Genomic DNA, 21,143 nt, shown 5'->3' with positions numbered 1-21,143 from the left:
TCCAGGCGACGCTCGTACCTCGCGCGCCTGATGGTTGGCGTTAGGGCAAGAGGAGCTCCCAGAAGATATGGTAGATACAGAGATACCAAATGAAGCGAAGCATGCGCAGTCAGTCGTTGAAGGTATGCTTGGTGATTCCATCATCGGCATTTATCTCTTCGGCTCTGCCGTCGTTGGTGGTTTAAAGCGCGACAGCGACGTAGATATCTTGGTTGCAGTCTCGAACCCGCCTACCTTTGAGCAAAGAAAGGCCTTGGTGTCTCAATTAATGAGCGTGTCCGGCGCGATTGGGAATCCACAAGCCATCAGGCCGATAGAGCTGACGGTGATAACAGTTTCTGATGTTGTTCCTTGGCAGTTTCCGCCTCGGGCGGAGTTTGTATACGGTGAGTGGTTGCGAGAGGAATTTGAGGCCGGAAGTGTCCCGGAACCAGTGCGCGATCCTGATCTTGCAGTTGTTTTGAAGAAAGTGATGGATAACAGCCTGCCGCTGTATGGGAGCTATGCTAAAAAGCTTTTCGATCCGGTGCCAATGACTGATATTCGACGGGCAATCCATGATTCTTTGCCCAGTCTTCTGGCTGAGGCAGCGGGAGATGAACGCAATGTCGTTCTGACCTTGTCACGTATGTGGCTGACCGCTGCTACCGGCGCTATTGCTCCAAAAGATGCGGCTGCAGAGTGGGCGGAAAAGCAAGCACCTCCTCACCACGGAATGCTATTGAAGTATGCTCGGGAAGGCTACCTGGGAATGCTTGAGGATCGGTGGGGAAAGCAGGAGGGTTTTGAAGCGCTTGTTTCCTATATGAAAAGTTCGATTGAGGACTGCCTTGATGACCTGTAGAGAGAAAAGTCCTGACAGTCACAGAGACGTCTACTTTATGCGGCTTCGCTTCAATTTCGCAGCCGCGTGTGCTGTTGGCGTTATGCATGCTGAGGAGGAACAGTGCTGCGTGGATTGAACCATATTACGATTGCAGTAAAAGATATTGAATGGTCCCTGAAATTCTATACGGATCTATTAGGAATGAAGGCACATGTTCGGTGGGACAATGGGGCCTACCTGAGCTTGGGAGATTTCTGGTTCTGTTTGTCTTGTGACGACGAAGTTCATCCGAGCCAAGATTACTCCCATATCGCGTTTGATATTTCCGAAGAGGATTTTGACGTAGTTGCTGAAAGTCTTCGCGAAGCAGGTGTGGTCGAATGGAAACAAAATAGAAGTGAAGGGCTTTCTATGTATTTTTTTGATCCTGATGGCCATAAATTAGAAATTCACAGCGGTAGCCTACAAAGCCGTTTGGAGTCGCTGACGTCTAAGCCCTATCGAGGTTTAGTGTGGCTGTAAATAGACATAATAGGTAATTTAACTACGTGCCTGCGGTGCTGGGTACGCTAAGATACGCCAACTATCTTGGGCGTTAGCAGATTGAAATGGATTGCTCTATGAACCCGTATAGTGATAAAAAAATTGTTGACTCGTGGGAGAAGAATGCATCTCAGTGGTCTGCTGCTGTCCGAGGTGGTCATATCGAGAGCCGCAATCTGATAACAAACAAAGCAATTACCGAGACTGTGTTGAGTCACTCTCCTGAATCTGTCCTCGATATTGGGTGCGGTGAGGGGTGGCTCATCCGTGAGCTCGCGTCTCGAGTGCCGCATTTAGTCGGGGTAGATGTAGTGCCTGATCTTATTGATCGGGCCGAAGACGCTGGCGGTGGCCATTTTCTGGTCGCGTCTTATGAAGACATCGCAAGAGGTGCAATTGAAGGCTCATTCGACGTTGTTGTTTGTAATTTTTCACTCCTTGGAAAGGATTCGGTTGAGACGTTATTTAAAGCCCTACCGGCAAGGCTAAAAATAGACGGAGTTTTTATTGTTCAAACACCTCACCCTGTTACCACGGGCGACCAACCTTATATCGACGGTTGGCGGGAAGGCTCTTGGGCTGGATTTGGCCCAGGCTTTATTGATCCGGCCCCTTGGTACTTCAGAACGCTAGAAAGCTGGGTTACCTTGTTCTCAGATAATGGGCTTGGACTGTTGGAGATTCGTGAGCCTATTCACCCCGAAACTTATAAGCCCGTGTCCGTCATTTTTACCAGTGCTAACATGTTTGACAGGCATCGCAAGGAAATCCATACGAAAAGCATGTGATTGCGGCATTAACCTTAAAAGAGGACGAGGTTGGATATCCAAATTAGCAACGAAAGCATCGGTGATGTGGCTCGAATACATGAAGTGATAGCGAAGGCGTTCTTGAATGCTCCCCATACAGATCATACGGAGCAGTTCATTGTTGATGCTCTCCGTCACGCGGGAGCGCTAACGATCTCTTGGGTTGCTAAAGTTGACGGAAAGATTATTGGTCATGTTGCAATTTCGCCTGTCACTCTATCAAGTGACACAATCGGCTGGTTTGGCCTTGGGCCAGTATCTGTTCTTCCGGAGTTTCAAGGGTGCGGCGTGGGGTCTAAGCTTGTGAAAAGCTCTCTTTCTGCTCTTGAAGCAATGGGTGCATCTGGCTGCGTAGTACTTGGTGATCCTGGTTATTATGGTCGTTTCGGGTTCAAGGCTGTAGATGGGCTTTTTTATCCCGGTGTACCTGCTGAGTATTTTCAGGCGTTGTCGTTTTCCGGCGAGCTCCCGAAAGGGAAAGTATCGTACCATGAGGCATTCTCAGCTCAGGGTTAATAGGGGCGAGCAAGCCGACAGCTTTTTTTCGCTGTGGCGTCGTCTTCGCAATAAAGCTGCGGGTTTTAGTAGTATTAGGAATACGTACATGAAAGCTGAGTTTCGCCAAGCCATAGATAAGGGCTTTGCCAGCCAACTGACCCGTAAGAATATGGAGCCTTACTATAGGGAGCTTGGGGTCGTCTGGGATCAGAGGTTATTCAACAGGAACTGGGGCGAGTTTGAGAACTACGAAATTCTCGTTAGTTCCGTTCCTGTTGGCGTGCTTCGGCTAAGTCATGACCATCTGTCTTACTATATTCGAGACCTCCAGGTTGATCGCAGCTGGCAGTGTAAGGGGTTGGGTAAAAAGGCGATCGAATATTCAGTTGAAATTGCCCGTCACGCGGAGATTGAGCTCCTTAGACTTCGTGTTTTCTGTAAAAATCCGGCGGTATCATTATACGAGCGTATGGGGTTTAAAATTCGCAAAACTGAAGACGATATGCACTACATGGAAAGAGAGGTTCTCTTGAAATGAGCTCTATGCGAATGACATTCCTCGGCTTCGCCGCAGTAAATTCATCGGTGCCGTTTCGGCGTTATATCTTTGGGTAATATGCGATGCCTGATTTGAACTTGATTGTGATAAGAGTTTCTGACCTGGAAAGGTCGCGGCTTTGGTACGAACGTCTCGGTCTGGAGTTTTCTGAAGAGCAGCATGGCGAAGGACCCGTTCATTACGCAGCGGTGGAGACCAATTTTGTTTTCGAGCTATATCCAGAATCGACATCCAGCCCTGTATCATCGTCTGTAAGGCTGGGGTTCTGCGTGAAAAATGTGCGCGAGACTGTCGATATCCAGGTTTCGTCTGACTCGGTAGTGGTAGAACCTGCTATGAGGTCTGGCCGATTCAGTGCAGTTCTGGTTGATCCGGACGGCATCAAGGTGGAGATCAGCGAAGTCCAGGCATGACTCAAAGCACTCAGTTGATTCGTGAAGAGCCGCTCAAGCATGTTTCCGGTCTACCGGACGTATCTTGCGGACCTTCGTATTGGCTGGGTTTGATGGATGCCCTCAGTCTTGAAAGGAGTCATCGGTGTTTAAGGTAAAAGCAACTCAACATGTTCTGGCGGTCAAGAATCTTGAAAAGACCGAGAGCTACTTTCTCGACAAGCTTGGGTTTTCCGTCCGCTTCCGGGTGGATGGCTGGTCGTTTCTGAGCCTCGGTGACTTTCATGTCATGGTAGGCCATTGTCCGGATGAATTGATGGCTCGTGATACGCATGAGCACTCTTACTTTGCCTATGTGAACTGTGAGGGCATTGACGAACTGTACCGTGACTATCAGGAACGTGGCGTAGAGATCTTTCAGGCAATATCTGATAAACCTTGGGGGTTGCGTGAGTTTGGTGTGTCGACTCCAGAGGGTCACCGCATCATGTTCGGTGAAGAGATTGATCCATCAGTTAACTCATGACCAGATCATGTGTTGGATGTCCAAGGCATCTTCTCATTACTTTTTTGGTAGTGCATGCACCATGCAGCCATCAAATTATAAGGAAATAAATTCATGTCGCTGACGAAATTGCTTGTTCCAACCTATACGCAAATGCTTGGGGCCCTCTCGAGCTGGCTGAAGAAGGCACAGGAACAAATACCGGAAGCAGATGCGGAAGCGCTGTTATCTGCACGCCTTGCGCCAGACATGTTTCCTCTCTCGACGCAGGTTCGGTTTGCTTGCGTACAGGCCCAAGAGGGGATATTTCGGCTTCAGGGAAAGCCGTTCCCAAAGACGGTTGATGAGCTTCTTGCAGAAGGACGAAATGCCGATGAGAAGCCCGGCTCGATTGCAGATGCTCAGGCCCGGATTGATGAAACGCTCGCGTTACTGGATGGTCTTGCTCCCGATGCTCTGGATGAAGAGGCGGATAAGCCTATTGAGCATAAGCTTCCGAACGGTATGATTCTGGACCTGACCGCCGAGCAGTATGCCCGCGATTGGTCATTGGCCCAGTTTTATTTTCACATCATGACCGCCTATTCAATATTGCGCAGCGAGAAGGTAACGCTTGGCAAGGCTGACTATGTGGCGCACATGTTCCCGTATATTCGGCCTGAAACCTTGCCTAAGGGTTAACAGAAAACCAGTCGTAACTGCCAGCCTTGTGCAGTGAGGAGCCGATATGAGTATAAGTGTTGATCCGGCGCAGGCATACCTACGGCTCGCATGCTCACGTCGCCGATCACATGGTCTGGGAACTGTTCCAGGCCCTTCGGCGGCTTTGCGTTCGCATTGCAGAGGATGCTAGCCAGGAAGCTGCTCTTCTCGACTGTCACCTTGGTCTCGGGTCTTCGGTAGTCTCTGAGCTCTAACATGGCAACGTTTTCAGCCGGCGGCAGGCTTGTCTATCCGGAAAGCGGTCGACGATATGTCGTAAGGGCATTGGGTGACAATGCGTGTGAGGCATGTCGGCCTCGCCAATGCCATGAAGGCGCAGTATCCTGTGCGGTCGATTACACCAGAGATGTCGCCATGTCGTTACCGCCTTGCCCTCAGTGTCAGTCCGAGTTCGTGTACCAGGATCAGAGCCATCTCGTGTGCCCCGAGTGTGCACACGAGTGGAACCCCGCGGAGGTGGAGGTCGAAGACGTCGTGGCAGTCAAGGATGCCAATGGGACGCTCCTGTCCGAAGGTGACAAGGTCACGCTGGTCAAGGACCTCAAGGTCAAGAGCAGCTCGCAGGTCATGAAGATTGGCACCCGGGCCTTTATCCGGCGTATCAAGGACAGCAAGGATCACCAGTTGGACTGCAAGGTCGATGGGGCAGGTGACATGATGGTGACCGCCAGTTTCGTCAAGAAGGCCTGAATAGCGGTCAATAAAAACCCCGACAGGCTCGAGTGTTGCTCGAAGCCTGGCGGGGTTTCTTATGGCGCATCGAAGGTTTGCGCGCGATGCGCTGGATCAGCCGTTGATCTTCTCGCGCAGGAAGGCGATGACGTCGTCGATGGGGATCATGGTGACGTCGCTGTCGCGGCGGCCCTTGTACTCGAGTTCGCCCTTGTCGAGGCTGCGGTCGCCGATGACGATGCGGTGGGGGATGCCCATCAGTTCCTGGTCGGCGAAGCGCACGCCGGGGCGCAGGTCGCGGTCGTCGATCAGGACGTCGAGGCCGGCGTCGGAGAGGGCCTGGTAGAGGCGTTCGCTCTCGTCGCGCACGCGCTGGGACTTGTGGGCGTTCATCGGCACCAGGGCGACGTTGAAGGGCGCGATGGCGTCTGGCCAGATGATGCCGGCGTCGTCGTGGTTCTGCTCGATGGCGGCGGCGACGACCCGGGTCACGCCGATGCCGTAGCAGCCCATCAGCAGGGGCACGGCCTGGCCGTTGTCGTCGAGCACGGTGGCGTTCATCGCCGTGGAGTACTTGGTGCCGAGCTGGAAGACGTGGCCGACCTCGATGCCGCGGGCGATGGAAAGCGTGCCCTGGCCGTCCGGCGAGGGGTCGCCCTCGACCACGTTGCGCAGGTCGGCGACCTTGGGCAGGGCGACGTCGCGCTCCCAGTTGATGCCGAAGTAGTGCTTGCCGTCGACGTTGGCGCCGGCGCCGAAGTCGCTCATCAGCGCCACGCTGCGGTCGATGATCAGCGGCATCTCCAGGTTCACCGGGCCGAGCGAGCCGGGGCCGGCGCCTACCGCCGCGCGAATCTCTTCCTCGCTGGCCATGGTCAGGGGAGCGGCGACCTCGGGGAGGTTCTCGGCCTTGACCTCGTTGAGCTCGTGATCGCCGCGTACCAGCAGGGCGACCAATCCGCCTTCGGTGCCGTGCACCATCAGCGTCTTGATGGTCTTCTCGATGGGCAGGCCGTGCTGCTCGACCAGGGTGGCGATGGTGCGCGCATTCGGAGTGTCGACCAGGCGCAGTTCTTCCTGGGGGGCCGCACGCTCGGGTGTCTCGCCCAGGGGAGCGGGCAGTGCCTCGGCCTTCTCGATGTTGGCGGCGTAGTCGGAGGAGGTGGAGAAGATGACCGCATCCTCGCCGGAGTCCGCCAGCACCTGGAATTCGTGGGAGCCGCTGCCGCCGATATCGCCGTTGTCGGCCTCCACGGCACGGAAGTCCAGCCCAAGGCGCGTGAAGATACGCACATAGGCGTCGTACATGGCGTCATAGGAACGCTGCAGGCCGGCCTGGTCGACATCGAAGGAGTAGGCGTCCTTCATGATGAACTCGCGGGCACGCATCACCCCGAAGCGCGGGCGGGTCTCATCGCGGAACTTGGTCTGGATCTGGTAGAAGTTGGACGGCACCTGCTTGTAGGACCGTAACTCGTTGCGCACCAGGTCGGTGATGACTTCCTCGTGGGTCGGGCCGTAGCAGAAGTCGCGGTCGTGGCGGTCGCGGATTCGCAGCAGCAGGTCGCCGTACTGGTCCCAGCGGCCGGATTCCTGCCAGAGCTCCGCCGGTTGGATCGCGGGCATCAGGACTTCCTGGGCGCCGGCGCGGTCCATCTCTTCGCGGACGATGTTCTCGACCTTGCGGAGCGTGCGCAGCCCCAGAGGCAGCCAGGTATAGAGTCCCGAGTTGAGGCGGCGGATCATGCCGGCGCGCAGCATCAGCTGATGGCTGACGATGTCGGCGTCGGCGGGGGTTTCCTTCAGGGTGGCTATCAGAAGTTGACTGGCGCGCATGGGTCCTGGGTCACCTCGAGTCTGGGGCTTGTCGTGAGCATGAATGTAGCCGCGCAAGGCGGGATATCATGGCATTGTACGGTGTGGCGGGTTAAGCGGCAAAAGCTCGGACTTAGCTCAACCGGCGCTCGTCGACTTTTTAGATAATGATAAGTGTACGCCTGACTCGAGTCGCTCGAGCTGACGCGTCCAGTCGGCGTGGTTGTCGACCTGGCCGCGCTCGCGCAGGGCGGCGATGGCGCCGAGGTCGAGCGTGGCGAATTGCCAGCCCGGGGTGGCGTCGGTGCTCTTCACCAGGATGCCGTCCGGTGGGAAGCCCCGGTCGCAAGGTGTGTAGACGGCGGCATGGCCGATGTTGATATCCACCGCCGGTGACCACAATGCCTCGCCCACGGTGGGCGAGTGGATCACCGCCACCTGCTGTTCGATGGCCCGGGCCTGGGCGCTGAGCCTGACACGCTGGTAGCCGGCCTGGGTGTCGGTGCAACTGGGCACCAGCAGCAGGTCGGCCCCGGCCTCGATCTGCGCCCGCGCGAGCAGCGGGAACTCGCTGTCGTAGCAGATCAGGATACCGAGACGCCCCGCCGGGGTGTCGAATACGCGCAGGCCTTCGCCCGGCGAGATACCCCATTCATTGGCTTCGAACCGCGTCATCAACTGCTTGTCCTGACAGTCGGCGCCGCCGTCGGGAGTGAACAGCCAGGCGCGATTGACGAAACGGCCGTCCTCGCGCTGCCAGGGCAGGGAGGGTGCAAGCAGGGTCACGCCATGGGCGAGGGCGAGTTGCCGCCAGGTGTCGTGGAAGGCCTCGCGCCAGGGCTGCAGACCGTGCAGCTGGGCCTGGAGGTCGTCGCGCTCGGCGTCGGGCAGCAAGGAGGTCAGCTCCATGCCGCCGTATTCCGGAAACACCAGCAGCTCGGCGCCCCGGCTCGTGGCGTCATGCACCCAGCGGGCGGCCTTGGCGCGGAAGGCCTCGATATCATCGAAGGCCTCGATGGGGTACTGGGCCGTGGCCACGCGGAGGATGGCATCGCTCATGTCGGGGTCTCCCGCAGCCAGAAGACCATGGGCTTGTCGGTCTCCTCGGTGTTGTCGAGGTCCTTCCAGGCGAAGGTCGTGGCGAGTTCGGGCATCCGTCGGTAGCCTCGACCCTGCCAGAAGTCGTGCAGAGGGCGATAATCGGCCGGACGACGCGGGTGGTCGTCCGGTCGCTCCACGGCGCAGAAGGCGACTAGAGCGAAGCCGGCCGCGGCGGCGTGTCGCTCCCGGGCATCCATGAAGGCGTGGCCGAGCCCGGTGCCGCGATAGTCGGGCAGCAGGACCGACTCGCCATAGTAGAAGACGTCCTCGACCCGGTAGCCGGCCCGCTTGAAGGGCGCGCGGAATTCCTCCAGCTCGTCGGCCAGGGGCTGGGCGGTGGAGGCGCCGACCAGGCGTTCGCCGTCCAGGGCCAGCACGAAGAGACTGCGCGGGTTGTCGGCGTAGCGCTTGAGATAGTCGGCTTCGTAGGTCGGGTCGCCGTCATACAGATAGGGATAGTCGCGGAAGACGCGGATGCGCAGGCTCGCGAGATCTTCCAGGTAAGGGACGATGTCCGTCCCTTGGCATGTCGTCAGTCGTGGTGTCGGCATGGCATTTCTCGTCGACGATGTCGGGGATCGCTCGGACGGCGCGTCAGCGCTGCAGTTCTGTCATGACCCTATCAGGCCGGCGCCGGGCTGCCCATCGCCGCGACGACGTCTCTTGCCGAGTCGGCGACATTCGTCAGGCTCGGCGGCGCAGTACCCAGAGGGTGACGAGGCCGCCCACCAGGCCCCAGAAGGCGGCGCCGATGCCGGCCAGCGCGATGCCCGAGGCGGTGATGAGGAAGGTGACCAGGGCGGCATCGCGATGCTCGGGGTCCCCCAGGGCGTCGGCCAGGCCCCCGCCGAGAGTCGGCAGCAGGGCGAGTCCGGCCACGGCCATCACCAGTTCGGCCGGGAAGGCGGCGAACAGCGAGGTGACGGTGGCGCCGAACAGGCCGAGCAACAGATAGAAGCCGCCGGCGGCGATCCCGGCAGTATAACGGCGCGCGGGATCGGCGTGGGCCTCGGGCCCCTGGCAGACCGCCGCGCTGATCGCCGCCAGGTTGAGCGCGAAGCCGCCGAACGGGGCCAGTGCCAGGGTGGTGACACCGGTGCCGCCGATCAACGGCGAGATCGGCGGGGCATAGCCGGCGGCGCGGATGGCGGCGATGCCGGGCAGGTTCTGGGAGGCCATAGTGACCACGAACAGCGGCACGCCCACGCCGATTATCGCGGAGAGCGAAAAGCTCGGCATGATGAAGTCCGGGCTGGCCAGGGCGGGCGTGACCTCGCCCAGATGCAGCGAGCCCTCGAACAGTGCCATGGCGATGCCGACGGCCAGCACCATCGGGATGGCGTAGCGCGGCCAGAAGCGCTTGCCCGCGAGATAGGCGAGACACATTGCCAGAGGCAGAATCAGGTCGTGCTCCATGGCCATGAACAGGTCGAGCCCGAAGCGCAACAGCACGCCGGCCAGCAGTGCCGAGGCCAGGGCGCGGGGCAGGCGATGCATCAGGCGCTCGAACAGGCCGGTCACGCCGCACAGGGTGATCAACAGTGCCGAGAACAGGAAGGCGCCGATGGCGTCGCTCATGGCCACGCCGGGCAGGCTGGTGGCCAGCAGGGCCGCGCCGGGCGTCGACCAGGCGGTGAGCAGCGGCATGCGGTAGCGCCACGAGAAGACGATGGTGGTCAGCCCCGAGCCGATCCCCAGTGCCCACATCCAGGAGCCGATCTGCGCCTGGCTGGCCCCGGCCGCCTCGGCGGCCTGGAAGATGATCACCGCCGAGCTGGTATAGCCGATCAGCACGGCGATGAACCCCGCCGTCAGGGTGGAAAGCGTGATGTCGCCGAGCGGTGCAAGCCGGCTTGTCGAGTGAGGGCTGGGCATGGTTCGAGGCTCTCATGGATGGATGTGCGTTATAGCGCACGTCCTGGACGAGTTCGGCAAGATAGCATCGTGCGTTATCGCGTACAATCCGAGCTACGAGCTACGAGCTACGAGCTACGAGCTACGAGCTACGAGCTACGAGCTACGAGCTACGAGCTACGAGCTACGAGCTTCGAGCTTCGAGCTTCGAGCTTCGAGCTTCGAGCTTCGAGCTTCGAGCTTCGAGCTTCGAGTTGCGGGCCGAGACGTGTGAGGGGTGGAACCGAATGGACGATATTGGCCGACATATTGCGGCGACGCTGCGGTTGCTGCGTCAGCAGCAGGGCTGGAGCCTGGATCGTACCGCGCGGGAGACCGGCGTCAGCAAGGCCATGCTGGGACAGATCGAGCGCGGTGAATCCAGCCCCACGGTGGCCACGCTGTGGAAGCTCGCCAGCGGGTTTCGGGTGTCCTTTTCCAGCCTGCTGGTCGGTGGCGCGGCGGCCTCGGAAAGGGTGCGTCATGGCGCCGAGGCGGCCTGGGGGGAAGACGCCGCCGGCATGCAGGTGGAGCCGCTGTTTCCCTTCGATCCGTTACTGAGCTTCGAGCTGTTCGTGATCACCCTGGCGCGGGGGGCGGTCAGCGAGTCGGCCCCCCATGCGCCGGGGGTGGTGGAACACCTGGTGGTGATCGAAGGCGAGCTCGATATGCGCCTGGACGACGACTGGCAGCGGCTGGCGCCGGGCGAAGGGTTGCGCTTCGCCGCCGACCGGCCCCACGCCTATCGCAATGCCGCCGCGACACCGACCCGCTTTCACAACGTGATTCACTATCCGCGCGACAGCGACCCTCTCACGGATTGACGTCGTTCATCCGTGTCGGCGTGTCCAGTCGCTCAAGGGCCACGGGGCGATAGGTCGCCAGCAGCGCCCAGAGTCGCGCGGCGCTCTCGACGTCCGGCAGCCCCCGGTAATCGGCCGGACGAAAGTGCATCTGGAAGGCGCGCAACACGGCGCGGGTGCGCTCGTCGAGCCTTCCGCTCGGGGCGAGCGCATAACCCCATTCGGCCAGCGCCGCCTGCAGGGTCGCCAGGTCGGGCGGTCGCTCGGCGAAACGGCGACGATAATGCGCCACCTTGTCGGCATCGGGCCAGGCGCCGATACCCGCCTCGTGCAGCCGCTGCCAGGGAAAGGCCGGGCCCGGGTCGATCTTGCGTTCGGGGGCGATGTCGGCATGGCCGAGGATATTCTCGGGCGCGATGTCGTGTCGCTCGACGACGTCACGAAGCAGGGCGATCAGTGTCTCGACCTGGGCGTCGGGATAGGGCGCCCAGCGTGGCGGCTCGGCGTCCTTGTCTGCCAACCGGCGGGACAGGGTGGCGGCATCGAGTTCGGGGCCGTCATTGACGATCTCGATGCCGATGGAGGTGGCGTTGAGGCCGCTCTGCCCGCGCCAGCGACTGGCACCGGCATGCCAGGCTCGGCGCGACTCGTCGACCAGTCGATAGACACGACGCTCGCCGCGTGGTGACGGCACCGGCAGCAGGTAGTGGCTGCTGACCCTGGGGCCGGTCAGAATGGCCAGCGAGTTGGGTTCGTTCTCGTCGGTATAGTGCAGAATAAGCTGCTGCACCCGGCTGTCATGGGCGCGGGCCGGGTAGTCGTGATCGAGCCGGTAGCCGGGATCCGACGTGCCGGACCCGCTGCAGGCCGTCAGCAGAGCGGTCGACAGCAGAACGGTCGGTACCAACAGGGCACACCGCAGGAGGCCGGAGAGGCGTTGCAGACCCATGGGTCAGCCGCCCCACAGCAGCGAGCGCACCAGCAACCCGAGGATCAGGGTCGTGGCGATGCTCAGCAGGGTGCCCAGCAGCACGTATTCGGTGAGCTTGCGGTCCTTGCGCTCGCGCAGGTCGCCATAACGAAGCACCGACTTGGCGGTGAGCAGAAAGCCCACGGCGGCGAGTTCGTCCTGCAGCACCAGGGTCAGTACCAGCAAGCGTTCGAGCATGCCGATGCGGGCACCGGCGGCCACCAGGGTGCCGGGGTCGATGACGTCCTGGCTCCAGGGACGCAGGGCCAGCGCGATGGCCAGCGACATGGGGCGGGTGACCAGCAGGTAGGACACGGCCAGGCCCAGGGTCTCGGGTCGGGTGAGCCACGCCAGCGCCACCGTCAGCGGGGCCGCGCCATCGACCCAGGCGAGCCACAGGCCGAGCAGCACCAGCAGGTGAAGGGCCTGGTCGAGCAGGAACCAGTGCAGCTTGCCGGGGTCCAGGTGCGACTTGCCCAGGTCGATCAGCCAGTGACTCACCGTGACCAGCAGGGCGCCGGCCAGGGTGAAGGCGATGCTGGCCCCGGCCAGCAGCAGGACCAGCAGAACCAGTACGCCATGCAGGCCGGCATGCAGGTAGAGCGCCGCCGAGCGTGCCTTGCGATCCTGGCGCGATTCCACCCAGCGGCGAGGCTGGAGCAGGAAGTCGCCGGCCAGATGCACCAGCACCAGGCCGAGCAGGGTAGCGACGGTCGCGGCAGTCATGATGACGGGCCCTCCTTGGCCAGGCGTGAACGAAAGAAGGCCAGGGTATCGGCCAGCAGCGCCCAGCGCGCGGTGCGCAGACGCTTGTGGACGCTGGGCTGGCGGATGCCCAGGCGCTCGGCCAGCGCCTGCTGGGACTCATCGTGCCAGAGTCGCAGGTGGGCGATCTCGGCGGCGTGCCGGGACCAGCCATCGATCAGCTCGTCGACGTAGCGGATCAGCAGGGCGAGGCCGGCATCCTCGGGCGCGTCGACCAGCGCCAGGGCGAGATGGGCCTCGTCGTCGAGGGCGTCGAGGCCCTGGCCCGAGGCCACGAAGACCGGCCCGTCGGCGGCGGCCAGGGGCGTGTCGGGCCGCCAGGCATCGGCGCCGACCGCGACGGCCACGCGGGCGTCCCAGCGTTGCGCCTCGCCGTGCATGACCAGGGCCGCGCGCAGTGCCACGGCGACGTCCAGGGCCGCTTCGGCGGTCGGCATGGCAAGCTGGAAACCGTCGCCGCGAAAGCGCTCGTAGCGGCCGTCGTGATGCGAGGCCAGGTGCTCGAGGGTATCGTCGAGCACGTCATGCAGGCGCCGACTGTCGGCGATGCGGCGTGAGTCGATGATGTCGCCCGTGAGGACGGCGATGCGTTGGGGCATAAACCTGTTTCCCTGGCGATCAAGTCGATCATCGTGCCGCGATTGACCCGGCATGAAAGCTTGCCGGGCTGATGTCATGCCCGCAGTATAGCCGAAAAACGTTATTTTTCCATTTTATAGCCATTAAGGGCTATATTATGGTTTTATAGCTTCCAGGGGCTATGGGTCAGCGGGCCAGTTCCGTCATGGCGTCTTCCAGCCCTCCCAGCGTCATGGGGTACATGCGGTCGTCGATGGCTTCGCGGATCAACTGGGTGGAGTGGGTGAACTCCCAGAAGCGCCGGGGCATGGGGTTGAGCCAGACGAGCCTGGGAAAGGCGCGGGTCAGCCGCGAGAGCCATACCGCGCCGGCCTCGTCGTTGAAATGCTCGACACTGCCGCCCGGATGGGTGATCTCGTAGGGCGACATGGCGGCGTCACCGACGACCACTACCTGGTAGTCGGCGCCATAGGTGTTGAGGACGTCACGGGTGGGCGTGCGTTCGCGCAGGCGCCGGGCGTTGTCTCGCCACAGGCCCTCGTAGGGGCAGTTGTGGAAATAGAAGTGCTCGAGGTGCTTGAACTCGGCGCGCGCTGCGGAGAAGAGGGTCTCGCAGGTACGAATGTGGTCGTCCATGGAGCCGCCGACGTCGAGCAACAGCAGGACCTTCACGGCGTTGCGGCGCTCGGGGCGCATCCGGACGTTGAGCAGGCCGGCGTCCCGGGCGGTGTCGCGGATGGTGGCATCGACGTCGAATTCCTCCGCCGCGCCCTGGCGGGCGAAGCGCCGCAGTCGGCGCAAGGCCATCTTGATGTTGCGCGTGCCCAGCTCGCGGTCGTTGTCGTAGTCGCGAAAGTGCCGCTCGTCCCAGACCTTCGTCGCTCGGCGATGACGCGAGCCATCCTGGCCGATGCGGATGCCCTCGGGGTTGTAGCCGTAGGCGCCGAAGGGGCTGGTGCCGCCGGTGCCGATCCACTTGTTGCCGCCTGCGTGTCGCTCCTGCTGCTCCTCCAGGCGTTTCTTGAAGGTGTCGATCAGCGCTTCCAGGCCACCCAGGGACTCGATCTTCGCTTTCTCCTCGTCGGAGAGCTGCTTTTCGAACTCGCGGCGCAACCAGTCATCGGGAATCAGTGCCTCGATGCCCGACGCCAGGTCCTCAATGCCTTCGTACCAGGCGGAAAACGCCCGATCGAAGCGATCGAAATGGCGCTCGTCCTTGATCAGCACGGTGCGGGCGAGATGATAGAAGTCCTGAAGGTCGGCGAAGACCACGCCTTGCTCGACCGCCGCATGCAGGTCGAGTAGCTCGCGCAGCGATACCGGCACCTCGAAGCGCCGCAGGGTCTCGAACAGGCCGATGAACATGGCGGATCAGCGTCCTTGCCGGCGCATCATGAAGGCCAGCCGTTCCAGCAGCTGGGTATCCTGCTCGTTCTTGACCAGGGCGCCGGCCAGCGGGGGAAGGGCGCGTGCAGGATCGCGCTGATAGAGCGCTTCCTGGGCCAGTTCGTCGGCCATAAGCAGCTTCAGCCAGTCGACCAGTTCGGAGGTGGAGGGCCGCTTCTTGAGGCCCGGCGCCTCGCGCAGCTCGAAGAAGACCTCGAGGGCCTGGCCGACGAGCCGAGGGGCGATCTCGGGGAAGTGCACATCGACGATGGACTGCATCGTCTGCTTGTCGGGAAAGTCGATGTAATGGAAGAAGCAGCGACGCAGGAAGGCATCGGGCAGCTCCTTCTCGTTGTTGGAGGTGATCACCACCACCGGGCGATGACGGGCGCGAATGGTCTCGCCGGTCTCATAGACGTGGAATTCCATGCGGTCGAGTTCCTGGAGCAGATCGTTGGGGAACTCGATATCGGCCTTGTCGATCTCGTCGATCAGCAGGACGACGCGCTGGTCGCTGGTGAAGGCTTCCCACAGCTTGCCGGGATGCAGGTAGTTGGCCACGTTCTCCACGCCTTCGATGCCCAGTTGCGAATCCCTCAGCCGGCTGACGGCATCGTATTCGTAGAGCCCCTGGGCGGCCTTGGTGGTCGACTTGATGTGCCAGGTGATCAGTCGCGTATCCAGCGACGCCGCCAGCTCTTCGGCCAGCAGCGTTTTGCCGGTGCCAGGTTCGCCCTTGATCAGCAGGGGCCGCTGCAGGGTAACGGCGGCGTTGACCGCCTGTTTCAAGGTCTCGGTGGCCACATAGGTTGAGCTACTGTCGAACGCCATGAATCGCCTCGAATGAAGGGGTGTCGAAATTCAAACGAGTGTACGTAAGGCTGCTGGCGCCGACAATCGCCGCGTGTCGATATCAGGTCTTGTACGAAAAGTCGGCGAGCGAAGGTGAGACAAGGCGAAATCGGTCGAGAAAGCGCAGTTTACAAGGAGTAAATGAGCATTTTGAGATCGAATTCAACACCGTATCACCGAGTGCAGCCACTTTTCGGACAGACCCTAGGGGCGGCGGTAGGTCTCGACCAGCGTGGCCGGGTCCTCCTCGCCATGGCCCTGTGCGGCATGGGCTCGCATCAACTGGGCGGCCAGGCCGCTCATGGGGGTGGCGCTGAGGGTCCGGCCACCCTGGGCCACGGCCATGTCGAGGTCCTTGAGCAGGGTGCGCAGGTGCCAGGCGGGAGACGTGAAGTCGCTGGCGGCCATGCGTGGGGCGAGGATGCGCAGCGGCGTGGAGTCGGCGAAACCGCCGGCCAGCGCTTCGGTAAGGCGCGAGGCATCGACGCCGCTGGTCTCGGCCAGGGCGACCGCCTCGGCGATCACCGCCGCCTGGCAGCCGACGATCATCTGGTTGCAGACCTTGGTCACCTGGCCGCTGCCCACCGGTCCCATATGCGTGATGCGCGCGGCGAGCGGCTCGAGCAGGGGGCGGGCGGCGTCGATGTCTTCGTTGTCGCCGCCGCACATGATGGCGAGCTCGCCGGCCTCGGCGCCGACCACGCCACCGGAGACCGGGGCGTCCACCCAGCGCATCCCCCGACGGTCGGCCAGCGCATCGGCCATGTGCCGGGTGGCATCGGGGTCGCTGCTGGAAAGGTCGATCACGAGCTGCCCGTGGTGGCCATGCTCGGCCAGGCCGCCGGGGCCGAACACCAGCTCCTGCACGATCTCGGTGTTGGCCAGGCAGAGCATGATCACATCGACCTGGTCGACCAGGGAGGCGACATCGTCGGCGAGCCGTGCGCCGCTTTCGGCAGCCACGGCGGCCGCCTTCTCGGGCGAACGGTTCCAGAGGGTGACATCGAAGCCGGCGCCGCTCAGGCGCCGTGACATGGGATCGCCCATCAGGCCGATACCGATGAAACCGAGGCGAGGGTGGGGCATGGGACAGACTCCATTATGGCGATGTCGGCGTCATAGCATGCGTCATGGAATCCTTTTCCATCAAATCGTGTCGTCACCGGCTGTCGGGCATGTGCCACCAAGGTCGGATTGTCGCCTCGGCGCGAATGACGTTTCATGAGCGCAAACAACGAGATCATAGCGGGTACGCCGGGTCGCCGGTGGCCTGACAAAAAAAATGTCCCCCGAAGGGGACAAGAGGAGCACGCCAGCTCACGCTTTTACTATCCGAAAATCATGCCTGGATAGAAAAAATAAAACAAAAACAATAAATTGAAGACTTGATCATGCGGCGGTCCATGCCTTGGGCCGCCGTTTTCATGTTGTGACGCACCAATTCGCCACTGTCGCCGGTCTCTGTGCATCATTCCGGGGCAGTCTGCCCGACATGTCGCGGCCATTGCCGGTATCGGTCGAGGGCCGTCTCCGGCGTCCTTCGTCGGACGCGACGACAGAGCCCTGTTATGCTTTCTTCATGGATGTCTCAGAGGGTGTTTACAAATTACTGCGCTCGACCATACCGCGTTGAAATTCGGCTCGAAGTGCTCATTTAGTACGGATAAACTCCGCATTCTCGCCGAATTTCGCCTTGTCTGACCGTCGCTCGTGACTTTTGTAAACACCCTCTCAGGGAAAGGAGCCACGTCATCATGCTGACCTATTCACTGGCCCACTGGATGGCCTTTCTCTCCACCGCGGTGCTGCTGAATCTGTCGCCGGGGCCCGATATGGCGTTCATCCTCGGACAGACCGCCAGGCATGGACGACGCGGCGGCGTCGCCGCCATGTTCGGCGTCTGGAGCGGTGCCGCGATGCACGTGGCCATGGCGGCGCTGGGGCTCTCGGCGGTACTGGCCACCTCGGCGCTGGCGTTCTCGCTGGTGAAATGGGTCGGGGCGGCCTACCTGGTGTGGCTGGGGCTGCAGATCCTGTGGCGTCGCGGAGGCGATGAGGGGGCGCCCGACGTCACCGTGCCGAACACGCCACGTCCGGGCGCCATTTTCCGTCAGGGCATGCTGGTGTCGGTGCTGAACCCCAAGGTGGCGGTGTTCTTCCTGGCCTTTCTGCCACAGTTCGTGGTGCCCGGGGCAGGGCCGGCCGCCTTGCAGCTGGCCCTGCACGGCGGCCTGATCATCCTGGTCGCAGCGCTGGTCGAGCCGCCGCTCGTGTTCATCGGCGCCCGGCTGGCGAATGCCCTGAGCGATCATCGTCGCCTCGGCACCTGGCTCGAGAAGGGGCTGGGTGGCCTGTTCGTTACCCTGGGGGTGAAGCTGGCATTTAGCGAACGCTAGACTCTGCCTTCGAGCTTCGAGCTTCGAGCTTCGAGCTTCGAGTTCACTCCTCTCGCTTCAATTGCTTGCGCAGCCCCTGGGGCACCTGCTTGATGATCAGCCGGTCGTTTTCCTCGTCGTATTCCACGGCGGCACCCAGCAGGTGCGAGTCGAAGCTGATCGAGACGCCGGCGGCGCGGCCCGTGAAGCGCTTGAAGGCCTTGAGCGTCCGCTTGTCCGGGGGAATCTCCGGGGCCAGGCCGTAGTCGCTGTTGCGGATGTGTTCGTAAAAGGCCTTCGGCTGCTGCTCGTCGACCAGCTCGGAGAGTTCCTCCAGCGTCATCGGTTCGCCGCGGCTGGCCTGGTCGCTGGCGTAGTCGATCAGGGCGTCGGTCTTTTCGCGGCTGGTTTCCTCCGGCAGGTCCTCGTTTTCCACGTAATCGCTGAAGGCCTTGAGCAGGGTACGCGTTTCCTGGGTGGCATCGAGTGGCTCGCTGGCGCCCAGCACCTCGGCGAAGGCATCGGCGAGCTTGCGACCACCACGGTCCCGGGTATAGGACAGATAGGGATGAGAGGCGCTGCCGTCGCGCCACTGACCGATATCGAGCCGCGCACCGAGGGTCATCTGGGAAAGGTTGAGCTGACGGCTGGGCAGAATCTCCAGGTGCTCGCCGATACCGAAGCCCTCGCGATGGTGGAGCAGAGCCATGATCAGGTAGCGTGCCTCGCCCTGGCGATGATCGACGACGAGCAGGTGGCCGCCCAGCGGCAGGTGATCGTCGACCAGGGGCGCGATGGCATTGGCCAGCTGTTGTGTCAGCTCGGTGAATGCGAGCTCGCCTTCCAGATAGCGCGCCAGGGCGCCGGGGAGGCTGGCTTCGGTGTCGTCGCCGAAGCGTCCCCACCCCTTGGCCTTGGCATGATAGGCATCGTTGAGGCTGGCCAGCAGGTCGTCGAGGGCGGCGGATGCCTCGAGTTCTCCCGAGGCGGGCACGACCCGGGCGGGGCTCTCGCCGTCTCGCTTGTCGATGCGGTGGATGATGCTGTGCAGGATCGGCATGGGGACCTCGCGGCTCGCGGATGAGGGGCGGCGATGGTATCGCATTCGGCCGCCCCGTTGGAGGTACGCCTACGCTTTGTCCGAAAACTGACTGCGCTTGCCCATCCAGCGTTAGAAATCGACTCAAAATACTCATTTACACGGCGTAAACTCCGTCTTTTCGTCGATTTTTGCCTTGTCTGACCATCGCTCGTCGACTTTTCAGACAAAGCTTAGGGCTTGAGCCGGTAGCCGCTGCGAAAGATCCAGTTCACCACGGCGAGCGAGACTGCCAGGAACAAGGCGATCATTCCGAGGCTGGCCCAGATGCTGACATCCCCCATGCCATAGAAGCTCCAGCGGAAGCCGCTGACCAGGTACACCACCGGATTGGCCAGGGTGACGACCTGCCAGACGGGAGGCAGCATGTCGATGGAGTAGAAGGTTCCACCGAGAAACGTCAGGGGCGTGATCACCAGCAGTGGCACCAGCTGGAGCTTCTCGAAGCCGTCGGCCCAGATGCCGATGATGAAGCCCAGCAGGCTGAAGGTCAGGGAGGTGAGCACCAGAAACAGCAGCATCATCAACGGATGGGCGATGGTGAAGGGCACGAACAGGCTGGCCGTGGCCAGCACGATCAACCCCAGGATCACCGATTTGGTGGCCGCCGCGCCGACGAAGCCGAGCACTACCTCGAAATAGGAGATCGGTGCCGAGAGGATCTCGTAGATGGTACCGGTGAAGCGCGGGAAGAAGATGCCGAAGGAGGCATTGGAGACGCTCTGGGTAAGCAGCATCAGCATGATCAGGCCGGGCACGATGAAGGCGCCGTAGCTGACGCCGTCGACTTCGCTGATGCGGGTGCCGATGGCGGCGCCGAACACCACGAAGTAGAGCGACGTCGAGATGACCGGCGAGACGATGCTCTGCAGGACGGTGCGCAGGCTGCGGGCCATCTCGGCGACGTAGATGGTCTTAACGGATCTCCAGTTCATGCACCCTCCCGAACCAGGCTGACGAAGATCTCCTCCAGGGAACTCTGCCGAGTGTGGAGATCCTTGAAGTGAATGCCGGCCGCTTCCAGATCGGCCAGCAGCTCGGCGATGCCCGCGGGCTCCTCTTCCCCTTCGCCCTGACGGGCGGCGTCGTAGGTGTAGACCAGAGCGTGGCCGTCTTCCTCGAGGGTCAGATCATGCCCGGCGAGGGCCTCGGGGATGCGTGTCAGCGGCTCGCTGAGGTGAAGCGTCAGCGCCTTGCTGCCGAGCTTGCGCATCAGCTCGCGCTTCTCTTCCACCAGCACCAGTTCGCCGGCACGGATTACGCCGATGCGGTCGGCCATCTCCTCGGCTTCCTCGATGTAATGCGTGGTGAGAATGATGGTCACGCCATTTTCGCGCAGGCTCCGCACGACCTCCCACATGTCGCGTCGCAGCTCGACGTCGACGCCGGCGGTGGGCTCGTCGAGGAAGAGGATCTGCGGCTCGTGGGCCAGCGCCTTGGCGATCAGCACGCGGCGCTTCATGCCGCCGGAGAGCGTGATCAGCTTGCTGCGGCGTTTCTCCCAGAGACTCAGTGAGCGCAGGATCTTCTCGATGTGAACGGGCGAGGCCGGCTTGCCGAACAGGCCGCGGCTGAAGCTCACCGTATCCCAGACCGTGGAGAAGGCCTCGCCGGTCAACTCCTGCGGCACCAGGCCGATCCGCGAGCGGGCCTCGCGGTAGTCATGGACATTGTCGTGGCCATCCACCAGAACCTTGCCGCCACTGGCATTGACCAGCCCGCAGATCACGCTGATCAGGGTGGTCTTGCCGGCGCCGTTGGGGCCGAGCAGGGCGAAGATCTCGCCGCGCCGAATCTCGAGGTCGATGCCCTTGAGCGCCTGGAAGCCGCTGTCATAGACCTTCGACAGGCCCTCGACGTGGATCACCGTGGCGTCGCTCACCGGACACCTCCCGCACCCCTGGTGCCATGCATGGGCGCCAAGGAGACTTTCGGCGATGAGCTGGCATTCCTGTGCATCGGTATTACCTCATGAAGT

The 21,143-nt window shown here is 61.7% G+C and carries 24 protein-coding genes; 11 read left to right on the top strand and 13 right to left on the bottom strand.

Annotation, left to right across the window (positions count from 1 at the left end):
• Positions 1 to 67 precede the first annotated feature (67 nt).
• The 9 genes from LU493_RS15145 to LU493_RS15105 all read left to right on the top strand — a co-directional run bounded on the left by LU493_RS15145 (position 68) and on the right by LU493_RS15105 (position 5,545).
• Complete coding sequence (locus tag LU493_RS15145; protein WP_275288632.1) at positions 68 to 844, top strand: aminoglycoside adenylyltransferase family protein; 777 nt, start codon at positions 68 to 70, stop codon at positions 842 to 844.
• Positions 845 to 946: 102 nt separating this feature from the next.
• Complete coding sequence (fos, locus tag LU493_RS15140) at positions 947 to 1,348, top strand: fosfomycin resistance glutathione transferase (protein WP_275288631.1); 402 nt, start codon at positions 947 to 949, stop codon at positions 1,346 to 1,348.
• Positions 1,349 to 1,446: 98 nt separating this feature from the next.
• Positions 1,447 to 2,157: a class I SAM-dependent methyltransferase gene (locus tag LU493_RS15135; RefSeq protein ID WP_275288630.1), complete on the top strand. Its 711-nt coding sequence runs from the start codon at positions 1,447 to 1,449 to the stop codon at positions 2,155 to 2,157.
• 30 nt (positions 2,158 to 2,187) lie between these two features.
• Entirely contained in the window at positions 2,188 to 2,694 is a 507-nt protein-coding gene (locus LU493_RS15130; protein WP_275288629.1) for a GNAT family N-acetyltransferase, read from the top strand.
• 88 nt (positions 2,695 to 2,782) lie between these two features.
• Positions 2,783 to 3,214, top strand: a complete 432-nt coding sequence (locus LU493_RS15125; RefSeq protein WP_275288628.1) for a GNAT family N-acetyltransferase — start codon at positions 2,783 to 2,785, stop codon at positions 3,212 to 3,214.
• An 83-nt stretch (positions 3,215 to 3,297) separates the two neighbouring features.
• Entirely contained in the window at positions 3,298 to 3,648 is a 351-nt protein-coding gene (locus LU493_RS15120; protein WP_275288627.1) for a VOC family protein, read from the top strand.
• A 124-nt stretch (positions 3,649 to 3,772) separates the two neighbouring features.
• A complete protein-coding gene (locus LU493_RS15115; RefSeq protein WP_275288626.1) occupies positions 3,773 to 4,153 on the top strand; it encodes a VOC family protein in 381 nt (126 codons plus the stop codon).
• A gap of 93 nt (positions 4,154 to 4,246) precedes the next feature.
• Positions 4,247 to 4,813: a DUF1993 domain-containing protein gene (locus LU493_RS15110; RefSeq protein ID WP_275288625.1), complete on the top strand. Its 567-nt coding sequence runs from the start codon at positions 4,247 to 4,249 to the stop codon at positions 4,811 to 4,813.
• Between the two features lie 396 nt (positions 4,814 to 5,209).
• Complete coding sequence (locus LU493_RS15105; RefSeq protein WP_275288624.1) at positions 5,210 to 5,545, top strand: zinc ribbon domain-containing protein YjdM; 336 nt, start codon at positions 5,210 to 5,212, stop codon at positions 5,543 to 5,545.
• 96 nt (positions 5,546 to 5,641) lie between these two features.
• Here the strand turns inward: LU493_RS15105 and LU493_RS15100 are convergent, their stop codons facing one another.
• From LU493_RS15100 to LU493_RS15085, 4 genes are all read right to left on the bottom strand, one after another.
• A complete protein-coding gene (locus LU493_RS15100) occupies positions 5,642 to 7,363 on the bottom strand; it encodes a proline--tRNA ligase (protein WP_275288623.1) in 1,722 nt (573 codons plus the stop codon).
• 117 nt (positions 7,364 to 7,480) lie between these two features.
• Complete coding sequence (locus LU493_RS15095; RefSeq protein WP_275288622.1) at positions 7,481 to 8,401, bottom strand: carbon-nitrogen hydrolase family protein; 921 nt, start codon at positions 8,399 to 8,401, stop codon at positions 7,481 to 7,483.
• Entirely contained in the window at positions 8,398 to 8,994 is a 597-nt protein-coding gene (locus LU493_RS15090; protein WP_275288621.1) for a GNAT family N-acetyltransferase, read from the bottom strand. The genes LU493_RS15095 and LU493_RS15090 overlap by 4 nt, the downstream gene beginning before the upstream one ends.
• A 133-nt stretch (positions 8,995 to 9,127) precedes the next feature.
• Positions 9,128 to 10,318: a benzoate/H(+) symporter BenE family transporter gene (locus LU493_RS15085; protein WP_275288620.1), complete on the bottom strand. Its 1,191-nt coding sequence runs from the start codon at positions 10,316 to 10,318 to the stop codon at positions 9,128 to 9,130.
• Between the two features lie 266 nt (positions 10,319 to 10,584).
• On the opposite strand from LU493_RS15085, the gene LU493_RS15080 reads away from it, so the two are divergent.
• Positions 10,585 to 11,160: a helix-turn-helix domain-containing protein gene (locus tag LU493_RS15080; RefSeq protein ID WP_275288619.1), complete on the top strand. Its 576-nt coding sequence runs from the start codon at positions 10,585 to 10,587 to the stop codon at positions 11,158 to 11,160.
• Here LU493_RS15080 and LU493_RS15075 read toward each other — a convergent pair.
• The 6 genes from LU493_RS15075 to LU493_RS15050 all read right to left on the bottom strand — a co-directional run bounded on the left by LU493_RS15075 (position 11,150) and on the right by LU493_RS15050 (position 16,777).
• Positions 11,150 to 12,088 (bottom strand): N-acetylmuramoyl-L-alanine amidase, encoded by a 939-nt coding sequence (locus tag LU493_RS15075; RefSeq protein ID WP_275288618.1) that lies wholly within the window; start codon positions 12,086 to 12,088, stop codon positions 11,150 to 11,152. The genes LU493_RS15080 and LU493_RS15075 overlap by 11 nt on opposite strands.
• Positions 12,089 to 12,091: 3 nt before the next feature.
• The gene (locus LU493_RS15070; protein ID WP_275288617.1) at positions 12,092 to 12,835 is read right to left on the bottom strand and encodes a DUF3307 domain-containing protein; all 744 of its coding nucleotides are present in this window, start codon (positions 12,833 to 12,835) and stop codon (positions 12,092 to 12,094) included.
• Positions 12,832 to 13,473, bottom strand: a complete 642-nt coding sequence (locus tag LU493_RS15065) for a hypothetical protein (protein WP_275288616.1) — start codon at positions 13,471 to 13,473, stop codon at positions 12,832 to 12,834. The genes LU493_RS15070 and LU493_RS15065 overlap by 4 nt, the downstream gene beginning before the upstream one ends.
• 166 nt (positions 13,474 to 13,639) lie before the next feature.
• The gene (locus LU493_RS15060; RefSeq protein ID WP_275288615.1) at positions 13,640 to 14,818 is read right to left on the bottom strand and encodes a vWA domain-containing protein; all 1,179 of its coding nucleotides are present in this window, start codon (positions 14,816 to 14,818) and stop codon (positions 13,640 to 13,642) included.
• 6 nt (positions 14,819 to 14,824) lie between these two features.
• On the bottom strand, positions 14,825 to 15,670 hold the full coding sequence (locus LU493_RS15055) for an AAA family ATPase (RefSeq protein ID WP_275288614.1): 846 nt from the start codon (positions 15,668 to 15,670) through the stop codon (positions 14,825 to 14,827).
• 225 nt (positions 15,671 to 15,895) lie between these two features.
• Positions 15,896 to 16,777, bottom strand: coding sequence for an NAD(P)-dependent oxidoreductase (locus LU493_RS15050; protein WP_275288613.1), 882 nt, complete (start codon positions 16,775 to 16,777; stop codon positions 15,896 to 15,898).
• A 668-nt stretch (positions 16,778 to 17,445) separates the two neighbouring features.
• Between LU493_RS15050 and LU493_RS15045 the strand changes: the two genes are divergently transcribed.
• Positions 17,446 to 18,087: a LysE family translocator gene (locus LU493_RS15045; RefSeq protein WP_275288612.1), complete on the top strand. Its 642-nt coding sequence runs from the start codon at positions 17,446 to 17,448 to the stop codon at positions 18,085 to 18,087.
• Between the two features lie 43 nt (positions 18,088 to 18,130).
• On the opposite strand, the gene yejK is transcribed toward LU493_RS15045, so the two are convergent.
• The 3 genes from yejK to LU493_RS15030 all read right to left on the bottom strand — a co-directional run bounded on the left by yejK (position 18,131) and on the right by LU493_RS15030 (position 21,047).
• Entirely contained in the window at positions 18,131 to 19,126 is a 996-nt protein-coding gene (yejK, locus tag LU493_RS15040) for a nucleoid-associated protein YejK (protein ID WP_275288611.1), read from the bottom strand.
• Positions 19,127 to 19,338: 212 nt separating this feature from the next.
• Positions 19,339 to 20,100, bottom strand: coding sequence for an ABC transporter permease (locus LU493_RS15035; protein ID WP_275288610.1), 762 nt, complete (start codon positions 20,098 to 20,100; stop codon positions 19,339 to 19,341).
• Complete coding sequence (locus LU493_RS15030) at positions 20,097 to 21,047, bottom strand: ABC transporter ATP-binding protein (RefSeq protein ID WP_275288609.1); 951 nt, start codon at positions 21,045 to 21,047, stop codon at positions 20,097 to 20,099. Before LU493_RS15030 ends, LU493_RS15035 begins: the two co-directional genes overlap by 4 nt.
• Between the last annotated feature and the right edge of the window lie 96 nt (positions 21,048 to 21,143).

It is taken from the genome of Halomonas elongata, from assembly GCF_029081005.1.
Classification (GTDB): Bacteria; Pseudomonadota; Gammaproteobacteria; order Pseudomonadales; family Halomonadaceae; genus Halomonas; species Halomonas elongata_B.
The sequence above is the reverse complement of the archived record's forward strand: the minus strand, read 5'-3'. Positions and strand labels throughout refer to the sequence as shown.